Below are 20638 nucleotides of genomic sequence, written 5' to 3' on the forward strand. Positions count from 1 at the left end.
GTATACAACAGATATATTTCAATTATACTGGATATATCCTTTGGATGCAAAAAAATTCTATGCTAGAATCAAATTAGAAAGAGTGAACGGAATTTTTAGAATCTTTAATGAACTGTTTTGAAGGAGGAATCTGCAATGAACGTCAAAAAAACACTTGCGGCACTGTGTCTGGCATCGTTGGCCGTATTCGCTCTCACTGGCTGCGGAACTGAAGAAACTGGGAAAGCAAAAAGTGAAGGCGGCAAAGTCCAAATGGATTTGGCTACCGCTTATTCGGCAGATTCTCCCGCTGGCAAAGCCATGAAGAAGTTTGTAGATGATGTCAAGAAAAAGTCCAATGGAAGTATTGAAATCAATCTGTTTACAGACGGAACTTTAGGAAATCCCAAAGACAACTATTCTTCTGTAGCCAGTGGCGATCTGGACATGACGATGTCCGGATTGGAAGGACTTGACTTGTATGCTCCAGAATACACTTTCCTGGATGCACCCTTCCTAATGAAAGATTTGAAACAGCAACAGGCTATTCTGAACAGTGGTATTGGTGATAAGCTCAAAGCCATCTATAAGAAAAATGGCTTTACCACTCTGGGCTTCCACAACCGGGATATCCGTGAACTGGCCGGGACAAAGCCCATTAAAACACCTGCCGATCTTCAAGGATTAAAGCTGCGGTTGCCAGGCATGAGAGTCTATGTGGATACCTGGAGTCAACTGGGTGTCAGCTCCACCACCGTTGCCATGAACGAACTGTACACGGCACTGCAGACCAAAGTAGCCGAAGCTTGCGAAGGTGGATATGAACAAATGGCAACTTTAAAACTGTATGAAGTACAGCCTTATATCATGGAAACCAACCATGTATATGAATTTGTGGGTCTCTATATCAATAACAAGGCGTTCGAAAAATTGACTCCTGACCAGCAAAAAATCATTCAGGAATGTGCAAAAGAAGACTTGGCCTATGCTGACAAGCTGGCAGAAGAAAGCCGTCAGGAATACAAACAGCAATGCCAGGACAAGGGCATGAAAGTCGTTGAAGTTGATCAAGCTGCATTCCGCAATGCACTGGAAAATTACTATAAAGAACAATTCAGCAGCAAATGGACGGTCACCACGTATGATGAAGTCATGAAATACGCCAAATAATTCCCAGCATAAGGGTGCCGCACTATAAAGTACGGCACCCTTTCTCTTAGAAAAGGAGGGTATTCTGTCATGTTCCATAAAATTGCACGGGGATATTTGAAAACTGTTGAAGGCATCTGCATAACTCTTCTGTTTATCATTTTTCTGCTGATGGTTATTCAAGTTCTCTGCCGTCTCTTTACCATTGGCCAGAATTTCACAGAAGAACTGGCTCGTATCTGCTTCTGTCTGATGATTTTTTTGGGAGCACCGCTGACTCTTGCAGAAGGAGCTGATATCTGTGTGGATATGGTCGTCAATAAATGCCCGCCTAAACTACAGAAAGTCATTAATATCCTGATCAATATTCTAACCTGTGTTTTTTCTGTGCTCTGTCTTAAAAGTCTCATGGTTCTGATTAATACCAACACAGGAGTTTCTGCAGTAGCACTCCCCTGGATAAAAATGAACTGGATTTATTCTGCCATGTGTGTTGGATTTGCTTTTCTCTTTGTGGTAGCAGTATGCAAAATCGTCGCTCTGTGCAAAGGCTGCCCGGATACCATGGATATCAACAAAGAAGAAAAAGCTATCGCCCGGAAAAAAGAAAGTGAGATGAATTTGGGAATATGACTACGAACACGATTATTATCATGCTACTGGTTTCCATGCTGGCTCTCTTCCTGCTGAAGGTTCCAGTCTATATCAGTATGTCTCTGGCTGGCTGTGCCGTTCTGGCTACCCGCTTTGGAATGAAATGGAGCCTTCTCAGCCAATATCTCTACACTGGCGTAGATTCCTTTACTCTTCTTTCCATCCCGCTTTTCCTGCTGGCTGCAAAAATCATGAATACCGGCAGCATCACAAAAAAGCTCTTTTCTTTCTGCATGAAGGTTGTTGGATGGCTCCCTGGAGGTTTAGGCCATGTAAATGTTCTTTGTTCTGTAATTTTTGCCGGCATGTCTGGTACAGCTGTATCTGATGCCGGTGGGCTTGGTTCCATTGAAATCAAAGCCATGAATGAAAACGGTTTTGATAATGACTTTTCCTGCTGCGTTACGGCCGCTTCCTCAACACTGGGGCCTATTATTCCCCCTTCCATTCCTCTGGTCGTCTATGCAACCGTATCCGGGGCCTCCGTAGGTGCCCTGTTTATGGCTGGAATCATCCCTGGCCTGGTCATGGCCATTTTGATGATGGTACTGGTCAGTGCTTATGCTATTATGCGTCACTATCCCCGTACCAAATTTCCCTCTGGAGGCGAATTTTTTACCGCTCTTAAAGACGGCTTCCTCCCGCTGATGGCTCCTGTTATTCTGCTGGTAGGAATTTACGGGGGTGTCTTCACCCCTACAGAAAGTGCAGCCATTGTAGTTTGTTACAGTCTGTTTTTAGAAATCTGCATTTATCGTGAACTGACTCTGACAAAATTTATTTCCATCCTGAAAGAAACCTTCCGGGATTCTGTTACCATTGCTCTGATCATTGCCGGTGCCACTTTCTTTGGGTACGTGGCAACTCGTGTACGGATTCCCCAGCTGATTCTGAAAGAAATGACGGGGCTTGTTTCCTCTCAGTTCATGCTGCTCTTGCTGATCAATATTTTCCTGCTGATTATCGGCTGTTTCCTGGAAACCGCTTCCGCCATCACCATTGTTGTACCGTTGATTATGCCGCTTCTGAAAGCGTACCATGTAAATCTAACGCAGTTTGGCATCATCATGGTATTGAATCTGATGATTGGCCTGTTAACGCCTCCTTTTGGCCTGGTTTTATTCGTTGTCAGCAAGATTGGGCATATATCGGTAGGTCATTTCTCAAGAGCACTGCTTCCCTGGCTGGCCTGTCTGCTGATTGCCCTGATGCTAATCACATTTATTCCCTCCATCAGCCTGTGGTTCCCCACTTTCCTGGGCATGACCGTTTAGGAGGCCTGTTATGAAAATAACCTCTGTGAAAGGGATTCAACTGCGTTGTCCCTGTGATGAAATCCATGACGCTTTAAGCACCTCTACAGCACGACAGGCCTTCCTGATCCGTGTTGATACAGACAAAGGAATTTGGGGAATTGGAGAAGCCTTTTCTTTTGGAGCCCCTCTCAATGTCCTTCAAGCACTGCTTGATTACCAGATTTCTCCCATTATTTTGAGTAAAGAGGCGGAAAACATTGAAGAGCTTTGGCAAACCATGTATTGGCGCACCCTGGCCAACGGCCGTCGCGGTCTGACAATGGCTGTCATTTCAGGTATTGATACCGCTCTCTGGGATATTCTAGGCAAAGCTGCTCATATGCCCATCAGCCATCTTTTGGGAGCATCTTCCAATAAAGTTCCCACCTATGCCAGTGGAGGATTTTATGCTCCTGGAAAAGGACTGGACGGACTTCAACAAGAGCTGTACGGATACCGTAAAAAAGGCTATACCAGTGCAAAAATAAAAATAGGCCGCACGAATACCAATGTTTTTCTAAAATATATGGCCAACCAGAAAGATACAGTCAGTACAGAAGAAGATTGGAGGCGGATCCAAGCAGCTCATGAAATCATGAAAGATGGTACTTTGATGGTCGATACCAATGCTTCCTGGACGGCCGATCAGGTGATTCAAAATACGCCTCGCCTTCTGGACACTGGTGTGCAGGTCATTGAAGAACCTCTTCCTTTCGAGGATATTGCTGGCTACCGAAAAATAGCCCATGCCGCACCAGAGTTGATTACTGCAGGGTGTGAGACTCAGCAGGGCCTTTCCAATTTTAACCATCTAATGACTGAAAATCTTATTGACATTCTCCAACCAGATGTAGGCTGGGCAGGCGGCATATCTGAAGTCAAAAAAATAGGAACAGCCGCATTGACTGCCGGAAAAAAGATTTCACTGCATTGTTTCGGTTCTGCCATCCTGTTTGCAACCAGCCTGCAGGTCGCGGCATCCATGACCAATACCATTGCCATGGAGTCAGAAGAAAATCCAAATCCGTTGAAGACTGGTATCTTGAAAACTCCCTTTCAAACAGATGCCGCCATGAATTTTCTGGTTCCTGACAGTCCCGGTTTGGGTATTGACATCGATTGGGACTGTGTAGAAAAGTATGTTGTAAAATAAAAAACAGCGTAAGGATAAGAAAAAACCGTCGAATTACCGACGGTTTTTTCATTTTTACCAAATATGATAAAATCAATTAAAATATTATTTCAATGAGCACAATTAATTTAGAGAAACTGCAGGGAGGTCCTTTCCACTTATGGATACTAGACTGATCGAACACATCCTGAAAATTGCAGAAGAAAAGAGCATCACCAAGGCGGCGGAAAAGTTGTTCCTAACCCAGTCGGCCCTGAACCAGCAGCTGCTCCACCTGGAACATGAGTTGGGGACGCCTCTTTTCAAGCGCAGCAAGGTGAACTGGGGACCTACCCGGGCCGGGGAAATCTACCTGGAAGGGGCCCGGGAAATGCTCCGGGTGAAACAGAACACCTACAGCCAGATCAGCGACCTGACCCACGGATACACGGGAACCATCCGGGTGGGGATGACTCCCGTCCGGGGGCCGGACATGTTCATCCATGTGTACCCGGCTTTTCACAAGGAATATCCCAACCTGGTAGTGGTCCCCTATGAACTGAACGTGTTCCAGATGCAGAAGCTGGTCACTGCCGGGGATCTGGATCTGGGGTTCATGACTCTGTTCGGGAGCCAGCGGGACGACAATGAATATGAAGACCTGTATGAAGAGGATATCCTCATTGCAGTACCGGAGGACTGGAAGCTGGAAGGAGAATTGCCGGCGGCAGAGGGACAGCGTCCCCGTCTGCCTCTCCTGGCCCTGAAGGACCGTCCCATGATCCTGCTGCGGAAGCAGACCACCATGCGTCCGGTACTGGACCGGCTGTTCCGGGCCCGGCAGATGGTGCCCCGGATCCTGTTTGACACCGCCAATCCAGCCACCATCCTGGAAATGGTCCGGGCGGGAATCTGCTGCGGTATTGTGGCGGAATCCACCACCCGGGGTTTTGAACAGGGGATCCGGTATTATGCCTTTGAAAAGCCCCTCCACTGGAACGTGGCGGTCAGTTATCCCAAAGGGGCCTTTTTGAACCAGGCAGAGAAGCTGTTCATCCAACAGGCCCGGGAATACTGGATAAGGAAAGCCAAGGCTAAAGTGCAGAGTAAAGAGTAAAGAGTGCAAAGAAAAGAAAAAAAAAGAAAAGAGTAAAGTGCAGAACATAAAACAGACCCAAAGGGCCGCTCCCGCGCAGGAGCGGCCTTTTGGGTCTGTTGGTTTCCAAGGATGTATGGTTTTGATACATTGTTGGTGATGGAAGATCACCGGAAGATGCCCAGGGCATAGCCAGCCACCAGCCACAGGATGTTCATGATCCACAAGGGAGCGAAGGAGAACTTCACGTAATCCTGGAGCTCGGTCTGGTCCGCCAGGTCGCAGGCCAGGTAAATCTGAGGCTGGGCCACCGGGGAAACCATGGCTCCCATGTTCATCAGAAGGGTCATGACCACGATTTCCTTGGGCACGCCGTAGTTGGCGCTGACCCCGGCCACAATGGGCACCAGGGCATACTGCCAGATATCGTTGGTGAAGATCAGCATCAGCGGAGCACTGAAGATGGCGATGATCAGGTACACCCAGGGTCCCAGAACGCTGGGGATGATGCCCACCAGGAACTGGACCATGGCGTCCATCATGCCGCTCTTGGACAGGACCCCTACCACCACGCCGGACAGGAACACGGCGCAGGCGGTGGAATACATTTCTTTGGAGTACTTCTTCAGCAGCTGGTTCTGGAGGCTCAGATCCGGATAGTTCACGGTAAGGGCGATGACCAGGCCCAGGGCGAAGATCACGTAACCGGGAGCAGGCACCACACTCAGGCCCACAATCAGCAGCACAGTAAGCAGCAGGTTGAACCAGAACAGTTTGGGCCGCCGGAGTTCGGACTGGTCCTTCTTTTCCAGGTCTTCCATGATGACGCTTTCATCCACCTGGCCGGCGCCTTTCTTCATCTGGAACCGGGCCAGCAGCACAGCCAGCCCAAGGCACATGGCAATGTAGATCAGCATCAGAGGCAGCATGTGGACGAAAATATAGTTCTGGGGAGCAGGGATCCCGTCCAACAGGGTGGCTGCCCGGAGGGTCCGGCCGTTCCAGGGCGTAATGAACAGGGCGCACATGGTGGCGGAGCACAGGAGCAGCAGACATTTGGGATCGATCTTCAGCTTCTTGTACAGAGGCAGCATCATGGGTACGGTCACCAGATAGGTGGAGGTTACACTGCCGTCGATTTCCGTAATCAGAGAAACGAACACGGTGATGATCATCACAATGGTGACGCTGAGCTTGGTCCGCTTCAACAGGAATTCCACCATGGTGTCGAACAGCCCTACTTCATTCATCAGAGAGAAATAAGGCAGGGAGAAGAAAATGATGAACATCAGGTCCCGGGTCTTGCCCAGGCCGAATTTTACGTAATCGCAGACTTCCTTTACGTTGGCCCCCAGCAGGAAGGCCCCGATAATGGGGATGATGGTGAAGGCGAACAGAGTACTGACTTTCTTTTTCAGCAGCAGTGTGGTGATGAGGATCATCATCGCAAAGCCGACAAAGGCCGCAAAGCTCATGGATAGGTTCCCCCTTTTCTCTTACCGCACCAGGCAGGGTTTCTTGCAGTCGTATTTCCAGTTGGGGATCAGGTACTGCATGGCCATGGCGTCGTCCCGGTCGTGGGAAGGCATCTGGTTGTACAACTTGTTGGCTTCCATGACCCGATCCATGTCCAGGGTGACCCCCAGCCCCGGTTTCCTGGATACTTCCAGGAAACCGTCTTTGATCTGGGGAGTATCCTTCAGCAGGTTCTGCCCATCCTGCCAGATCCAATGGGTATCCAGAGGAGCCGGATTCCCCGGTGCCGCAGCGCCCACCTGAGCGAAGGTGGCCAGGGTGATGTCAAAGTGGTTGTTGGAGTGGCTGCCCCAGGTGAGGCCCCATTCCTTCAGCAGAGCTGCCATCCGCAGGCTCCCTTCCATACCCCAGAAGTGAGGATCCGCCAGGACGATGTCCACGGCCTTCAGGGCGGCCGCATGGTAGAACTGGCGCCAGTTGGTGGCAATCATGTTGGTGGCTACCCGGAGAGAAACGGCGTTCTTGAATTCCGCCATCACTTCCCGGCTGGAGAAGCCCGCTTCCGGGCCGGTGGGATCTTCGATGTAGCTCAGGACCCCTTCCATGGGTTTGCACAGCCGGATGGCCTCATCCAGGCTCCAGGCCCCGTTGGGGTCGATGTTGATCCGGGCATTAGGGAATGCTTTCTTCAGAGCCCGGCAGGTGTCCATTTCATAGGACCCTTCCATGACCCCGCCTTTCAGCTTGAAGTTCCGGAAACCGTATTTTTCGTGGAGAATCTGGGCTTCTTCCACCACCTGTTCGTGGGTGAGGATTTCGCCCCGGCGGTACCGGAACCAGGGATCCTTGCTGTGGGATTCGTCCAGGTAGGGCAGGTCCGTTTTGTTCTTGTCAGATACATAGAACAGATACCCCAGCATTTCCACCTTATCCCGCTGCTTGCCTTCCGCCAGCAGTTCACACATGGGAACGCCCAGATACTGGCCCAGCAGGTCCAGAAGGGCACATTCCAGAGCCCATTCTGCTCGGACCACGAATTTCAGTTTGGAAATGTCCAGAGTCTGGATCCCTTCCCCGTCATCTCCTTCGGCTTTTTTGCCTCCTCTGTGGATGGTGCCCAGAATGGACCGGTATTTGCCGATTTCCTGCCCCACCACCAGGGGAATATAGCTGTCCAGACATTCTTTCGTATATTCGCCCCCGTGGATTTCCCCGATGCCTTCATGGCCGGCATTGTCGTGGAGAATCACCAGGTTCCGGGTAAAAAGCGGTGCGTGGGCCCCGCTCAGAGTCATTTCCATGCTGTCATACCCGGCTACGGGGATGACCTTCATATCCGTTACAATCGGTGTAGTTGCCATTGTTTTTCCTCCTTGCAATTCTTATCGCGCTTTTGAATGTTTCAAATTGTCTGTAATCAATATAGCCAATTTGCTTTTCCCTGGCCAATATGTAATAATGATTCCTGCAATCAGTTTTGCTAATATTATCTGATTATTTCAATAGTCTTTCTAAGAGATATCCTTACTTTTTCTTAGTCTGCAAGGAGGCTTGTTTTATGGATACCCGTCATCTCCAGTACATCCTGACCATCGCCCAGAAGCAGAACATGACCAAGGCGGCGGAAGAGCTGTACATTTCCCAATCCTCCCTGAGCCAGTACCTGGCTAAACTGGAACAGGAAATTGGTGTGCCGCTTTTTGAAAGGACCCGGAGCCGGATGCTCCTGACTCCCGCAGGAGAATTGTATGTGAAAGAGGCCCAGCGGGTCCTTTCCATTGAAAAGCATCTGTACGAAAACATCCGCTCCATGAACAACAAAAGCCATATCACCCTGGGTCTCACCTCCCAGCTGTGCCTGAAAATGCTCACGGCAGTGGTCCCCAGTTTCAAGGCGGAATTCCCGGAAGCCACCGTGGAAATCACCGAAGGGAACGTGATCGATCTGAGCCGTATGCTCCAGGAAGAAGCTATTGACTGTGCGGTGATGGCCATCCATGACACCTCCGGCTTTTCCCCGGACCAGGTGGATATCCTGGGGGTGGAGGAAATCCTGCTGGCGGTACCCAAAAACCACCCCTACTGCAAAAAAAATCCAGGGGATACGGTCCCCTGGAAAGATCTGGAGGAAGAACTGGGAGAAGACAACTTCCTGATCTGCAAAAAAGGCTCCACCCTGAGGGAAGTGACGGACCAGATTTTCGAGGCCATCCGTCTGGACCCCAGCACCATGTGCGAAACCAACAGCATCGTCACCACCCGGGCCATGGTGGCCATGGGCATCGGCATCACTTTCATCGGAAAATCCTGCATGGAATATGAAAACAAGATCCATTATTACCGGCTGGATCCCCCGGTGACAAGAAAATTCGCCCTGGTCCGCCGGAAGAACTGGGTAATGCACACCCCGGAAAAAAAGCTGTGTGAAGAGATCCGGAAATATTTCAAAAGGAAAAGCGTGAAGGCGCTGATGAAGTGAAAAAGGGGCTGTTGCATGAGCAGCAGCCCCTTTCTGTCAACGGTCAGCGGCAGGGGATTCTATGGGATTACACGAAAACAACAAATGTTTTAGGCTAATTTTGCACGAAAACGATAAATCTTTTTATGATTTTCTCCGTATTTTTAAGCGACTTTGAATAAATAGATTGCTGCAGGGGCTGTACAACAGGCCGTCTGCGGGCGGCCGGGCCTGCCGCCCCTACGGACCCGGTACAATCGTATTGTCCATTGCAGTAGTGCCCTGCCGGGAGGCCGGGACGGGCTTGCCTGCAGCAAGCCCCTACGCCGTTGGGGTCAAGGGTCCGGGCGAAATCACAATAACGGCATTGCCGAAGCCCCCGTTTCTCCGACCATTGGTAACCATAGTCCGACAGCAACGAGGTAGGGGCGTGCCGCAGGCCGTTGACCGTTAACAGCTGACCGCCTTCATTTCCCCATATGTTCCAGGATCACCTGGCTCTGCTGCTTTTCGGCGGCTTTTTTCCAGGTTTCCCGGTTCTTCTTGGTGGGTGCCGGTTCGGATTCCCCGAAAATGGCCCGTACCCAATGGCCGTCGGTGGGGTTGGGCATGAGGATGAATTTTTTCCCGAACAGGTCCTTGTCCTTTTCCATCAGGGCATTCCGCTGATCCACGTCCTTTACATAGTACACCCGTTGGAAATCATTCAGGCTGTCCCCCAGATACACGGCAATATTGTGAGTCTGGGCGATTTTTTTCTGTTCCTTTTCCTTGTTGGAGGTGTCGACGAGCACGGTAAGATGATCCTTATCTGCATAAGGGAAGGACAGGTCCTGGAGGTTCTTCAGGGCATAGCCGTAGGTGCCTTCTCCCTGGTCCCGGCTGGTGACGTAGAACACTTCCACTCCTTTGGATTTACAGTAGTTGAGGAAATCCAGGGCTCCGGGCCATGCAGGTCCCCAGCAGTCCGGCAGTCAGGATGGCAGTCATCAGTTTTTTCATGGCAGTTCCCTCCGTGTATATTTATGCTTTGATTTGCATATTATACACCTTTTGATAGGGTTCTGCCATGGGTATTTGAAACAACATGGGTTGTGCAAAGGTTGTATTTTGGTTGGCTGTACCCCGTAGGGGATGACCCAAGGTTGCACTGCAATCCCGCCCGGTCATCCCGGACTTACTGCACTTATGGACCCATGGAGGTCCCATTCCATTAAAGGTACCGGTCTGATTAAATCGAAGAGAGCTGTTCCAGGGAAATGGTCGAAAAGTGTTCTTCTATACTTTACGAAAATCTTATTTCCAGGTTTTTGTTAGTCTATACTTTACGGTTTTTGGTTTACTTCGTCCGGTGTAATAGATTTCCATAGAACTAAAAATAAATTTGGCACCAAAAATATTGAAATTACAATATTTTTGGTGCCAAATTTATTGATTGCGGTATCTGTTTCCCTTGAAAAATATTTTTCTCATTTTTAAGAACAGCCCCCCGGTGTCGCCACACCGGGGGGCCTGTGCTTTAAGAATTCTGTCACCATTTTGCCGGTTCATCTGCCTTAAAAAATTGGCCAGAACAATGGATATGTAAATCGGTGCCGTAGGTCCTCAGCCATGATATCTGACGCCCCTCAGGGCGGGTTCAGCAGACCATTTGTTTACGCCTCAGATTTCTTTTTCCCAGACCACTCTCCCGGCAATCAGAGTTTTCTCTGGTTCTAGCCACTGGCTGCCTTTCCGGTTTTCCCCACTGGAATCTCCAAAGATGATTTCGCCCTTTCCCATCCGACAAAGAGTCAGGTCGGCCTCATATCCTTCTGCCACCTTGCCAATGCGGTGATCCAGCCCAAGCACTTTTGCAGGGGTTTCTGTTACACTGCGTACCACTTCTTTCAAAGGCATCCCTAAATAAAGCAGCTTTGACATACAACGGGGCAGGTCCCACATCAGTTCACTTTTGTGAAAGGTGGCTGGAGTGGCATCGCTGCTGATGAAATCGGGGAACAGGCCATCCTGGATAGCAGCTTCCGCCACTGCAAAATTGAAATTCATCTTTCCATTTCCCAAGTCAAACAATACTCCCCGTTTCCGGGCTTCCAAAACACCTTTTTCCACATGACCATTGCTGTCCAGAATCGTGCGCCCTACAGAATGATACAAGTGACAGTAGATATCTCCCGGTCTTAAGATTTCTGCTACAGCACTGGCAGAAGCCGGAGGATTTGTTGTGTGGACACAGACTGGAAGTCCCAGTTTTTCTCCAAAATCCACGGCTTTTTTTAAGGGGTCCAAGCCCAGTTCACCTACTATATTGGCACTGGTCCGAATCTTTATCCCGACAACCTCTCCTGGATATTGATCCAGGATTTTTTCCATGGCACCCACATCCAGCACTTTCTGTTCCAAAGGTTCATTGATTCCCTTACCAGGCTGCCCCACGGGAGAAAGGTTCAGATACGATTTAATCCGTACTGTCTTTCCCACCACATCACACTGATGGAAAGCCGGATAATTGGCATATCCTGCGGTCCCCATATCTACCGTCGTAGTCACGCCTGCAGTCAGCAGCCGGTCTGCATCCAGACCGAATCCGCTGCCATGCTGGAACAAATGAGTATGGAAATCAATAAATCCGGGAAAAAGATAGGAACCGTTGCCGAAAATCACTTTTCTTGCCTGAGGCTGCGGGGTTTCTGCCGGCAATACGGCAGTAATCATTCCTTTTTCAATCCCAACTCCACAAAGCTTTTCTTCTCCAGAAGCCAAATCCAGTAGTTTCACCCGGTCAATCAGTATATCAAGCACCTTTTACCACCTCATCTATAGAACGGCCAGATCAAAGGAATCAGTACAATGCAGGTTACCAGGAACACCAGGCAAAGACCAATATTGCTCTTGAAGTAATCGGAGAATTTATAGCCCCCATAGGAATAAATCAGATTGGCAGGAGGGCAGGCAATGGGGCTCAGGATGGACATGGTGGAGGCAATGCCCAAAACCATGACCAGCGCAGAGGGAATGACACCAATGGAATGCGCCACGGAAATGACAATGGGCATCAAAAGGGTCACCGTTACCACATTGGACATGAACTGAGTCATAATCGTAGTCAGCAGGAAAATCACCACTGTAATAAAGTACACGTTGGTAGACCCGCCGATCAGCGTAATCAGGAGGTCCGCAATCTGCTGAGCTGCGCCTGTCTTTTTCAAAGCCGTAGCCAGCGGAGTAATCCCGCCCAGCAGAATAACCGTTTTGATGCTGACCAGTTGATAGGCCTGCTTTTCTGTAAATATACCGCAGCACACATCCGCCACAGCCCCTATGATAGCCACCATATAGGAAGGAATCCCAGTCTGCTTTTCAAAAATCATCCCCAGGAACATCACCAGCATAATGAGAATGGATGCATTCTTTTTCCATTTGGGAACATCCTGTTTGTTCTTGGCTTTAAAAAGGGCATCGTCAAATCCTTTCATGGGAATATCTGGCAGGAAACGGTATCCTATAAAATACATATATACCAGCATAATAAGCGTCAGAGGCAGACCAATCTTACTGATTTCAAAAAAGCCAAACGGATATCCCAACTTAATGATCTGGTCCCCAATCAGTACATTGATGGCCGCGTCCCCCACCAGAGTAAGACGTCCGCCACACATAGAACCCAGAAATGCACACATCAACAGTTTGGAATGACTGTAATGAGCAGTGGAACAAATCCCCAGGATGATGGGAATGAACACTGCTACTGTCCCGGAATTGCTCACGGCTGCAGACATCAGACTGGCCATAACCAGAATGGCCATCATCATTTTCCGTTCCGTTTTGGCATACCGGGTCACCACTTCGGCAATCTGGTCACAAACGCCCGTTTCAAACAGAGCACTTCCCACAATCATAACACCAATGAGCATCAAAATCGTAGTACTAGAAAATCCGGCTATGGCCTCTTTCGGGGTCACAAGCCCGGTCAGCACCAGAACAATCAAGCTGAGCATAATGGTCAGATTGACCGGAATTTTTTCAGCTAAAAATGATATAATGGCCAAAACCAGAATGATAATGGCCAGAGTAGCAGGGGTAAACATCTATTTTCCTCCTTTTCAGTGGCAATGCATTTTCAATTTTTCTCCAGTACACCCCTTGTCCGGTGCTAGCTTCCGCAAGGGTAATCTTTATTCGCAATTTTATGATAACTTATTCTAGCAACAAAGTGAAACACGTATATTTTATCTGTTCAACAAAATAATTTTGTTGTGTCCATGGAAAGCCTTACGCCTAGAGTCCCACAGATTTATGAATTGACTTCCCCTGCTGGCCCAGTCCCAGCATCACCAGGCCCCCAACCAGGGAAGCCGGCAGGAACAGTTTCTGCAGGGGTTTTACGAATTCCCGGACAAAGAACCCCAGCAGGATGAACATGCTCACGGCAGTCATCATATTCATTAACGCTCTTATGGTCATTTCACACCTCATTCTGTATGGCAAAAAGTATGGAACGGTTCTTATGTATTGTATAAAAGTTCAGATATTTTGGGAAGAGCAGGAACCGAAATCCGGTTCCTGTCCTTCTTTTGGTAGGGGGCGTTACTTCTTTCTCTTCTCCGCTTCTTCCAGCAGGGGATCCACGATCTGTTCCCATTTGGTGGGAGCGGCGTCCACGAATTTTTCGGCGAAGTCGAAGGGTACCAGCATTTCGTGGGAGGCTTTGGCGGCCGTGGTCATCAGAGGTTCCACACCGGCGTCTTTCAGCAGGTCGATGGAGCCTTCCAGTTCATGGCCTCTCCGTTTGGCATGGACCCCGGTACCGGTGACCAGACGGTTCAGGTGGGATACGAAGGGAGTGCCGTCCAGGGATTTGGACAGGGAGTTCACCACTTCGTCGGCCACTCCATAAGCGTGGGCCCCTTCCAGCATTTCGATCATCAGGCTGGCAATCCCTTTCATAAAGATGCTGCGCACCAGTTTGATGGCGGAGGCGGACCCGGCTTTTTCACCGGCCAGGGTAATGTCCATATGATACGGAGTCATGGTTTCCTTGAAGGCAGCTGCTCCGTTGCCGCTGGCGGTAATGGGCACCTGGTGTTTCTTTTTGGGCAGGGACCCCAGCATGGCTGCATCGGCAAAGAGGACCCCGGTGTTTTTGATCTTTTCCCATATGGCTTGTTTGGTGGCGGGGGTGGAAGCGCTTACATCCACATACAGCTGGCCTTTCCGGAGATGGTCTTTGATTTCGTCACAGACCCCCATAGTAAAGGTGGAGGGCACGGCGGCAAACACCACATCCGCCCAGTCCACCAGGTTCTTGGAATCGTCCACCAGGGTCACATGGGCTTCTTCTGCCCGTTTGTGGACCAGTTTGCCCATGACTTCATGATTCTGCATGGCATCGTGAGCTTTGATGCCCTGGATTCCTTCCCCATACAACCCTTGTGCAATGTTGAATGCCGCTTCGCCGAAGCCGATAAATCCAATATTCATGATGGTTCCCCCGTTCCTCATTCGTTGTACATGGCGTCAATCATTTCGATCTGTTTCTGTTCCACCAGTTTCTTCACCCAATCCCGGTTGGACCGGCCTTCCTGGGTCAGTTTCAGTTTGGCTTCATCTTTTTCCTGGAAGGCCCGGGCGTTTTTCAGCACCGTTTCCGCGTCCTTCAGGGGAATCACAATGACCCCGTCCGCATCCATGACGATTAGGTCCCCCGGGTTTACGCTGATGCCCCCGCAGGAGATGGGCACGTTGATTTCCCCAGGTCCTTCTTTATAAGGGCCGGCCGGGTTGGTTCCCGTTGCATAAATCGGCATTTTCATTTCCCGTACTGCATCGATGTCCCGGATGGGGCCGTCGAACACGATCCCGGCAGCGCCGGTGCCCATAAGATAGGTGAACATGATTTCTCCCATCAGGGACCGGTAGCTTTCCCCTCCATCGTTGGAGACCACCAGCACGTCACCGGGTTTGGCCATGTTCAGGGCCTGATGGATCATCAGATTGTCCCCGGCGCAGTTTTTGATGGTAAGGGCCCGGCCCACGGTAATGGGTTTCTGGGGAGCGCTCTGGAGTTTGATCCGAGGATGCATCCCCACCAGACGGCCCATGGTGTCGGCAATATTGGCGGCAGGAATGGTGCTGAAGGCATCCAGCAGTTCCTGAGGGGCTTCGGGTTTCTTTAAAAATACACGGTTTCCAATGGACATAATCAATTCCTCCTTAAAACTTGGCTCTATCTTACTGACAATGGCGGTGGCTTTTGTTGTTCCGCCATTTCCTTTTCGCAATTGTATGATAACTTCTTGCGGTGACAAAGTAAAACAGTTATAATTTAAATTAACAACAAAATTTATTTGTAGAACGAAGTTTCATACTGCCGAAGGAGGATATTCCATGGATCTGGAAAGCCTGTATTACTTCCGGGAACTGACCAAGGACCTGAACATGACCCGTACTGCCCACCGGCTGTTCCTGTCCCAGCAGACCCTGTCCAACCACATTGCCCGTCTGGAAAAAGACTGCGGCACGCCCCTGTTCTACCGGAAGCCCCGGCTGTCTCTCACCGAGGCAGGACGGACCCTGCTCCGTTTCGCTTCGTCTGTGGCGGACCAGGAAAAGGAGTTCCGGGAAACCCTTTCGGAACTGATCGATGAATCCCGGGGGGTGATCCGGTTCGGGGCCAGTTTTGTCCGGTACAACTACATGCTCCCCAGTATCCTGCCCACCTTCTCCCAGCAATACCCCAACGTGTCCCTGGCCCTTACAGATGATACCTCAGGCCACCTTATGGCCAAACTGGACCAGGGGGAACTGGATGTGGTGCTGTCGGTGCGGAACGAGAACCTGCCCGGGCTGTCCAGTACCCTGCTCCTGTCCAACCAGCTGTATCTCCTGGTCTCCGACCGGCTTCTGGAGCAGTATTACGGTCCTGAGGCGGCTTCCGCCATCAAGGAACAGTCCCGCCGGGGAGCCCAACTGGAAGATTTTGCCAAACTGCCCTTCCTGCTGATCACCCCGCCCAACAAGCTGGGGAGCATCATTGCCAACTGTTTCGAGGAAGCCGGCGTGGTACCCCGGGTGTACCTGTCCACCGGTTACCTGCGGATGAGCGTGGCCCTGGCCTCTCAGGGGCTCTGTGCCGCCTTTTCCACCACCATGCCCCTCCACAAGGTCCAGCAGAATCTGGCCCCGGATGTGAATGTGTTTCCGGTGCTCTACAAGCGGAACCCTGTGTCCCACGACCTGTACCTGGCCTATTACGAAAACCGCTACCATCCCCGGTACGTGTCCTGTTTCATCCATCTGATCCGGGAGTATTTCAACCGGATCAATACCCTGGATCTGACCCATATTGCAGGGAGGAAAAAAGGGTAAAAAAAAAGCTGCCGCATCAGCGGCAGTCTTTTTTTGTCAAGGGTCAACGGTCAACGGCCGAATGAAAGGAACCCGCTGCCCGGGTTCCTTCCGTTAGTGACTAGTGACCAGAGACCAGTGACAGAACGTCTGCCTGCGGCAGCCGTTCTCTTTACAGGGTCACAAAATCCGCGCTCTGGATCCCGTCCAGGCCGGCGATCATCTGCAGGGTGGCTTTTTCCACCGGGCTGTCCACGGTCATGATCATCATGGCGTTGCCGGTTTTGGGCTTCCGGGCCACCTGCATGTTGGCAATGTTCACATGAGCCGCCCCCAGGAGGGTCCCCATCTGGCCGATCATCCCGGGCTTGTCGTCGTTCTTGGCCAGGATCATGTAGTGTTCCGGCACCAGGTCATAGTGGTAGCCCTGGACTTCCGTAATGTGGGGCGTTTCGTCCGGTGCCACCATGCCGGCGGCGGTGAATACCTTGTTCCCGCTGGAAATCTTCACGGATACCCGGTTCAGCCGGTCTTCCCCGTTCATCTTCCCTTCCACCACGGCCACCCCACGGGTTTCCGCAGCCAGTTCCGCATTGACCATGTTCACCCGTTCCTTCAGGATGGGATCGAACAGGCCCTTCAGGATGCTCCGGGTGATCAGGGTGGTTTCCAGGTTGGCGGCAGGGCCTTCATAAACCACTTCCACCTTATCCACCGGATCCTTTTCCAGCTGGTAGTACAGTTTGCCCAGGCATTCACCCAGCTGCAGGTATCCCAACATCCCTTCCAGTTCCTGAGGATGGAGGGCCGGCAGGTTTACCGCGTTGGGCACCATCTGACCATTGAGCACGTTCACCACTTCCTGGGCAATGGAAATGCCCACCTTGTCCTGGGCTTCCACGGTGTCCGCTCCCAGGTGGGGCGTCAGCACGCACTGGTCCAGACCGATCAGGGGAGAAATGGGTTTGGGTTCGTCCACCAGCACGTCCAGACCGATGCTGGCCACCTGGCCTTCCTGGATGGCTTCCGCCACTGCCTGTTCATTGTACAGGCCGCCCCGGGCGCAATTCACCAGACGGACGCCCTTCTTGCATTTCTTCAGTTCTTCCTTGCCGATCATGTTGATGGTTTCTTCCGTTTTGGGAGTATGGATGGTGATGATATCGGCCTTGGCCAGCAGATCATCCAGGGTTTCGCATTTTTCCACACCCAGCCGTTTGAACCGGGCATCCGGGATGTAGGGATCGTAGGCGATGACCTTCATTTCAAAAGCCTGCATCCGTTTGGTTACCAGGGTACCGATCCGGCCCAGGCCGATGATCCCCAGGGTCTTGTGGTACAGTTCCACTCCCTTCAGGTTCTTCCGGTCCCAGACCCGGCTTTCGATCATCTTCTGGGCCCGTACGGTGTTCCGGCAGGAGGCCAGCATCAGGCCGATGGTGTGTTCGGCAGCGGAAATCACGTTGGCTTCCGGAGTGTTCACTACAATGATTCCCCGTTTGGTGGCACCTTCGATATCGATGTTGTCCACCCCGTTGCCCGCACGGCCCACCACTTTCAGGTTCTTGGCCGCCTTGTAGAATTCTTCGTTGACTTTGGTGACGCTGCGGACGATGATGGCGTCATAGGCCCCTACGATCTTCAGCAGCTCTTCCCGGGGAATGTCGAACTTTACATCCACTTCCAGGTCCGGCTGGGCCTTCAGCATTTCCACGCCCTTGTCCGAAATCCGTTCCACCACGATGACTTTTTTCTTGTCCATGATTGTCTCTCCTTCGCCCCTCACGGGTACCTTGTATAAAATAAAAACTCCCGTGCCTGACCCCCTAAACGGGTATGTCAAGGACGGGAGAACCTCTCACGTGGTGCCACCTTATTTCGCTGCACTGCAGCCTCATTTCCAGGATAACGGCTTGGCCGGATGGGTTGCTGCCCCCATCGTCTCAGGAGTGGATTCCACAGGGTCTTCCGCTGCTTCCCACACCCAGCAGCTCTCTGGAAGAAAAGGCCTTGTGTACTTGGTTCCTTCATGGACAGTTTATTCAGTATATCTATTTAGGTACATCAAGCACTTGCTTACGATTTTACTCATTCTCTACTGTATTGTCAAGTGCTTTCGTAAATTTTTCTGCCCGGTCCAGGTGCTTTTTCAGAATCCGCGTACGGTCCCCCACGGACTCCATGGCGGACTGGGCTTCGGCCAGTTTCTTTTCCGCCCGTTCCACTGCCGTTTCGAAGGCACCCAGGTCGGTGTTGATCTGGGCCACCAGCCGCCACACCTGGCTGGTCTGTTTCTGGACCACCAGGGTACGGAAGCCCATCTGGAGGCTGTTCACCACAGCGGCCAGGGTGGTGGGCCCCACCAGGGTCACCCGGTATTTCCGCTGGAGTTCGCTGATGAGGCCCGGCCGGGACACGGCTTCTGCAAAAAGCCCTTCCAGAGGCAGGTACAGCAGGCCGAAATCCGTGGAATAGGGAGGGGCGATGTATTTGTCCCGGATGTCCCTGGCCTCGCTTTTCAGCCGGATTTCCAGCTGTTTCAGGGCCAGGGTTTCGGCGTCGGCGTCTCCGTCTTCCCGGGCCTGGACCAGCCGCTGGTAGTCTTCCAGAGGGAATTTGGCGTCAATGGGCAGCCATACAGGGGCATCCCCGGTGCGGCCGGGCAGCCGGATGGCAAATTCCACCCGTTCCTGGCTCCGGGGACGGATGGCCACGTTGGTGCCGTACTGTTCCGGAGCCAGCATGTCTCCCAGCAGGTTTCCCAGCTGCATTTCCCCCCAGATCCCCCGGTTCTTCACATTGGTCAGGACCTTCTTCAGATCCCCCACGCCCTGGGCCAGGGACTGCATGGACCCCAGGCCCCGGTTCACCATAGCCAGCCGGTCGCTGACCACGCTCATGGACAGGGTCACCTTCTGGTCCAGGCTGTCCCGGAGCCGGTCCGCCTCCTCCCGGGCCTGCTGGGCCCGGACTTCTTCCTGGGCCCCCAGGGATTTCTGGAGCTGGACCAGCAGCACGATCAAAACAAGGAGGGCGCACAGCACCGCCCCCAGCAAAATGGTTTCCATGACAGTTTCCGCCTTTCGTAAAATTCTTCTTCCATTATAGCAAAAAAGAAGGGCAGCAAACAGGTGTTTTTGCCTTTACCCCCTCCCTTTTCTGCGTTATAATTAAATTAATCACATAACTAATTATTTTAAGTAAAGAGGGGAGCAATCATGCACAGACGGAATTCGGAAGAAACCATGCAGCGGCTGATGGATGCCGGGGCGGAACTGTTCGACAAAAAGGGATACCACAATGTTTCCATCAAGGAGATCGGTCGGCTGGCCGGATGCAACAGTGCCCTGATTTCCTATCATTTCGGCAGCAAACAGGCCCTGTACCAGTCCATTATCGACAGCCAGCTGAAAGTGCTCCACCGGTTGGAAGAATCCATCGAAAAAGAGGAAAAACCGCCTCTCCAGCGGCTGAAGAAATACCTCCACGCCATTTTGCAAAGTCAATTGGATCCCCACCAGCACATGATCATCCTGTACCAGGAACTGCTCACCCCCTCCGGGCTCCTGAACGACGATTCCTGGCAGCGGCTCACCCGGCTGGGAGACTACATCCAGAGCCTGCTGGTAAAAGCGGTGGAGGCTGGCGAGCTCCGGACACCCCAGCAGGACCACGGCTATGAATATGTCACCTTCATCCTGACGGCCATTACGGAAATGCTGTTCCTGATCAAAGACCGGCCCCTGTCCCTGAACCCGGAAGGATGTCCGGCGGAACAGCTGCTGGATAAGCTGATCGGGTTCGTGCTGGAACCGTTGAAGCCGTGAAAAAGAGGCTGTGAAAAAATGCATCGTGCATTTCTTCACAGCCTCTTAGTCGGAAGTCAGGAGTCGGAAGCCTCCTGCCTGTTACTGCTTCGCGCTCAGTTGTTCCACCAGGGCCGTCAGCTTGTTCAGCCGGTCGTTCATGGCGTCCAGCTGGGCGTGGACTTTCTGGTTGTCCTGACGCAGGGTTTCGTTGTCGCTGCGCAGCTGCTGGACCGTCCGCATCAGAGCGATCCGGCTCTGGAACCG

18 protein-coding genes are annotated in these 20638 nt (G+C 51.5%); 8 read left to right on the plus strand and 10 right to left on the minus strand.

Features of this window, described 5'->3' with window-relative positions:
• Window positions 1-135 precede the first annotated feature (135 nt).
• The 5 genes from QVO43_RS09415 (at window position 136) to QVO43_RS09435 (ending at window position 5305) form a co-directional block, all read left to right on the plus strand.
• Window positions 136-1149, plus strand: coding sequence for a TRAP transporter substrate-binding protein (locus tag QVO43_RS09415; RefSeq protein WP_022488265.1), 1014 nt, complete (start codon window positions 136-138; stop codon window positions 1147-1149).
• A 69-nt stretch (window positions 1150-1218) separates the two neighbouring features.
• Window positions 1219-1761, plus strand: a complete 543-nt coding sequence (locus tag QVO43_RS09420; RefSeq protein WP_022488266.1) for a TRAP transporter small permease — start codon at window positions 1219-1221, stop codon at window positions 1759-1761.
• Window positions 1758-3056: a TRAP transporter large permease gene (locus QVO43_RS09425; RefSeq protein WP_022488267.1), complete on the plus strand. Its 1299-nt coding sequence runs from the start codon at window positions 1758-1760 to the stop codon at window positions 3054-3056. The genes QVO43_RS09420 and QVO43_RS09425 overlap by 4 nt, the downstream gene beginning before the upstream one ends.
• Before the next feature lie 10 nt (window positions 3057-3066).
• Window positions 3067-4230: a mandelate racemase/muconate lactonizing enzyme family protein gene (locus QVO43_RS09430; protein ID WP_022488268.1), complete on the plus strand. Its 1164-nt coding sequence runs from the start codon at window positions 3067-3069 to the stop codon at window positions 4228-4230.
• A 139-nt stretch (window positions 4231-4369) separates the two neighbouring features.
• A complete protein-coding gene (locus tag QVO43_RS09435; RefSeq protein ID WP_022488269.1) occupies window positions 4370-5305 on the plus strand; it encodes a LysR family transcriptional regulator in 936 nt (311 codons plus the stop codon).
• Between the two features lie 146 nt (window positions 5306-5451).
• Here the strand turns inward: QVO43_RS09435 and QVO43_RS09440 are convergent, their stop codons facing one another.
• Together QVO43_RS09440 and QVO43_RS09445 are read right to left on the minus strand one after the other, a co-directional pair.
• A complete protein-coding gene (locus QVO43_RS09440) occupies window positions 5452-6759 on the minus strand; it encodes an SLC13 family permease (RefSeq protein WP_022488270.1) in 1308 nt (435 codons plus the stop codon).
• A 21-nt stretch (window positions 6760-6780) separates the two neighbouring features.
• Window positions 6781-8121: an enolase C-terminal domain-like protein gene (locus tag QVO43_RS09445; RefSeq protein WP_022488271.1), complete on the minus strand. Its 1341-nt coding sequence runs from the start codon at window positions 8119-8121 to the stop codon at window positions 6781-6783.
• 197 nt (window positions 8122-8318) lie between these two features.
• Here QVO43_RS09445 and QVO43_RS09450 point away from each other — a divergent pair, with 197 nt between their 5' ends.
• Complete coding sequence (locus QVO43_RS09450) at window positions 8319-9239, plus strand: LysR family transcriptional regulator (protein WP_022488272.1); 921 nt, start codon at window positions 8319-8321, stop codon at window positions 9237-9239.
• Between the two features lie 446 nt (window positions 9240-9685).
• Here QVO43_RS09450 and QVO43_RS09455 read toward each other — a convergent pair whose 3' ends face one another.
• From QVO43_RS09455 to QVO43_RS09480, 6 genes are all read right to left on the minus strand, one after another.
• Window positions 9686-10192: an HAD family acid phosphatase gene (locus tag QVO43_RS09455; RefSeq protein WP_288174905.1), complete on the minus strand. Its 507-nt coding sequence runs from the start codon at window positions 10190-10192 to the stop codon at window positions 9686-9688.
• A 688-nt stretch (window positions 10193-10880) separates the two neighbouring features.
• Entirely contained in the window at window positions 10881-12020 is a 1140-nt protein-coding gene (locus tag QVO43_RS09460; protein ID WP_022488274.1) for an amidohydrolase family protein, read from the minus strand.
• Window positions 12021-12031: 11 nt separating this feature from the next.
• Window positions 12032-13306, minus strand: coding sequence for an SLC13 family permease (locus QVO43_RS09465; protein WP_022488275.1), 1275 nt, complete (start codon window positions 13304-13306; stop codon window positions 12032-12034).
• Window positions 13307-13496: 190 nt separating this feature from the next.
• The gene (locus tag QVO43_RS09470; protein WP_022488276.1) at window positions 13497-13682 is read right to left on the minus strand and encodes a hypothetical protein; all 186 of its coding nucleotides are present in this window, start codon (window positions 13680-13682) and stop codon (window positions 13497-13499) included.
• Window positions 13683-13805: 123 nt separating this feature from the next.
• Window positions 13806-14699, minus strand: a complete 894-nt coding sequence (locus QVO43_RS09475) for an NAD(P)-dependent oxidoreductase (RefSeq protein WP_288174900.1) — start codon at window positions 14697-14699, stop codon at window positions 13806-13808.
• Window positions 14700-14716: 17 nt separating this feature from the next.
• A complete protein-coding gene (locus QVO43_RS09480) occupies window positions 14717-15418 on the minus strand; it encodes an RraA family protein (RefSeq protein ID WP_022488278.1) in 702 nt (233 codons plus the stop codon).
• Window positions 15419-15605: 187 nt separating this feature from the next.
• On the opposite strand from QVO43_RS09480, the gene QVO43_RS09485 reads away from it, so the two are divergent.
• Complete coding sequence (locus QVO43_RS09485; RefSeq protein ID WP_022488279.1) at window positions 15606-16586, plus strand: LysR family transcriptional regulator; 981 nt, start codon at window positions 15606-15608, stop codon at window positions 16584-16586.
• A 151-nt stretch (window positions 16587-16737) separates the two neighbouring features.
• Here QVO43_RS09485 and serA read toward each other — a convergent pair whose 3' ends face one another.
• A complete protein-coding gene (serA, locus tag QVO43_RS09490; RefSeq protein ID WP_022488280.1) occupies window positions 16738-18327 on the minus strand; it encodes a phosphoglycerate dehydrogenase in 1590 nt (529 codons plus the stop codon).
• Between the two features lie 322 nt (window positions 18328-18649).
• Window positions 18650-19633 carry a DNA recombination protein RmuC gene (locus QVO43_RS09495; protein WP_022488281.1) on the minus strand — a complete coding sequence of 328 codons (984 nt, stop codon included), beginning with the start codon at window positions 19631-19633 and terminating at the stop codon, window positions 18650-18652.
• A gap of 150 nt (window positions 19634-19783) precedes the next feature.
• Between QVO43_RS09495 and QVO43_RS09500 the strand changes: the two genes are divergently transcribed.
• Window positions 19784-20392 (plus strand): TetR/AcrR family transcriptional regulator, encoded by a 609-nt coding sequence (locus QVO43_RS09500; protein WP_022488282.1) that lies wholly within the window; start codon window positions 19784-19786, stop codon window positions 20390-20392.
• The last annotated feature ends 246 nt before the right edge of the window (window positions 20393-20638 follow it).

It is taken from the genome of Acidaminococcus sp. CAG:542 (assembly GCF_000437815.1).
GTDB lineage: Bacteria > Bacillota > Negativicutes > Acidaminococcales > Acidaminococcaceae > Acidaminococcus.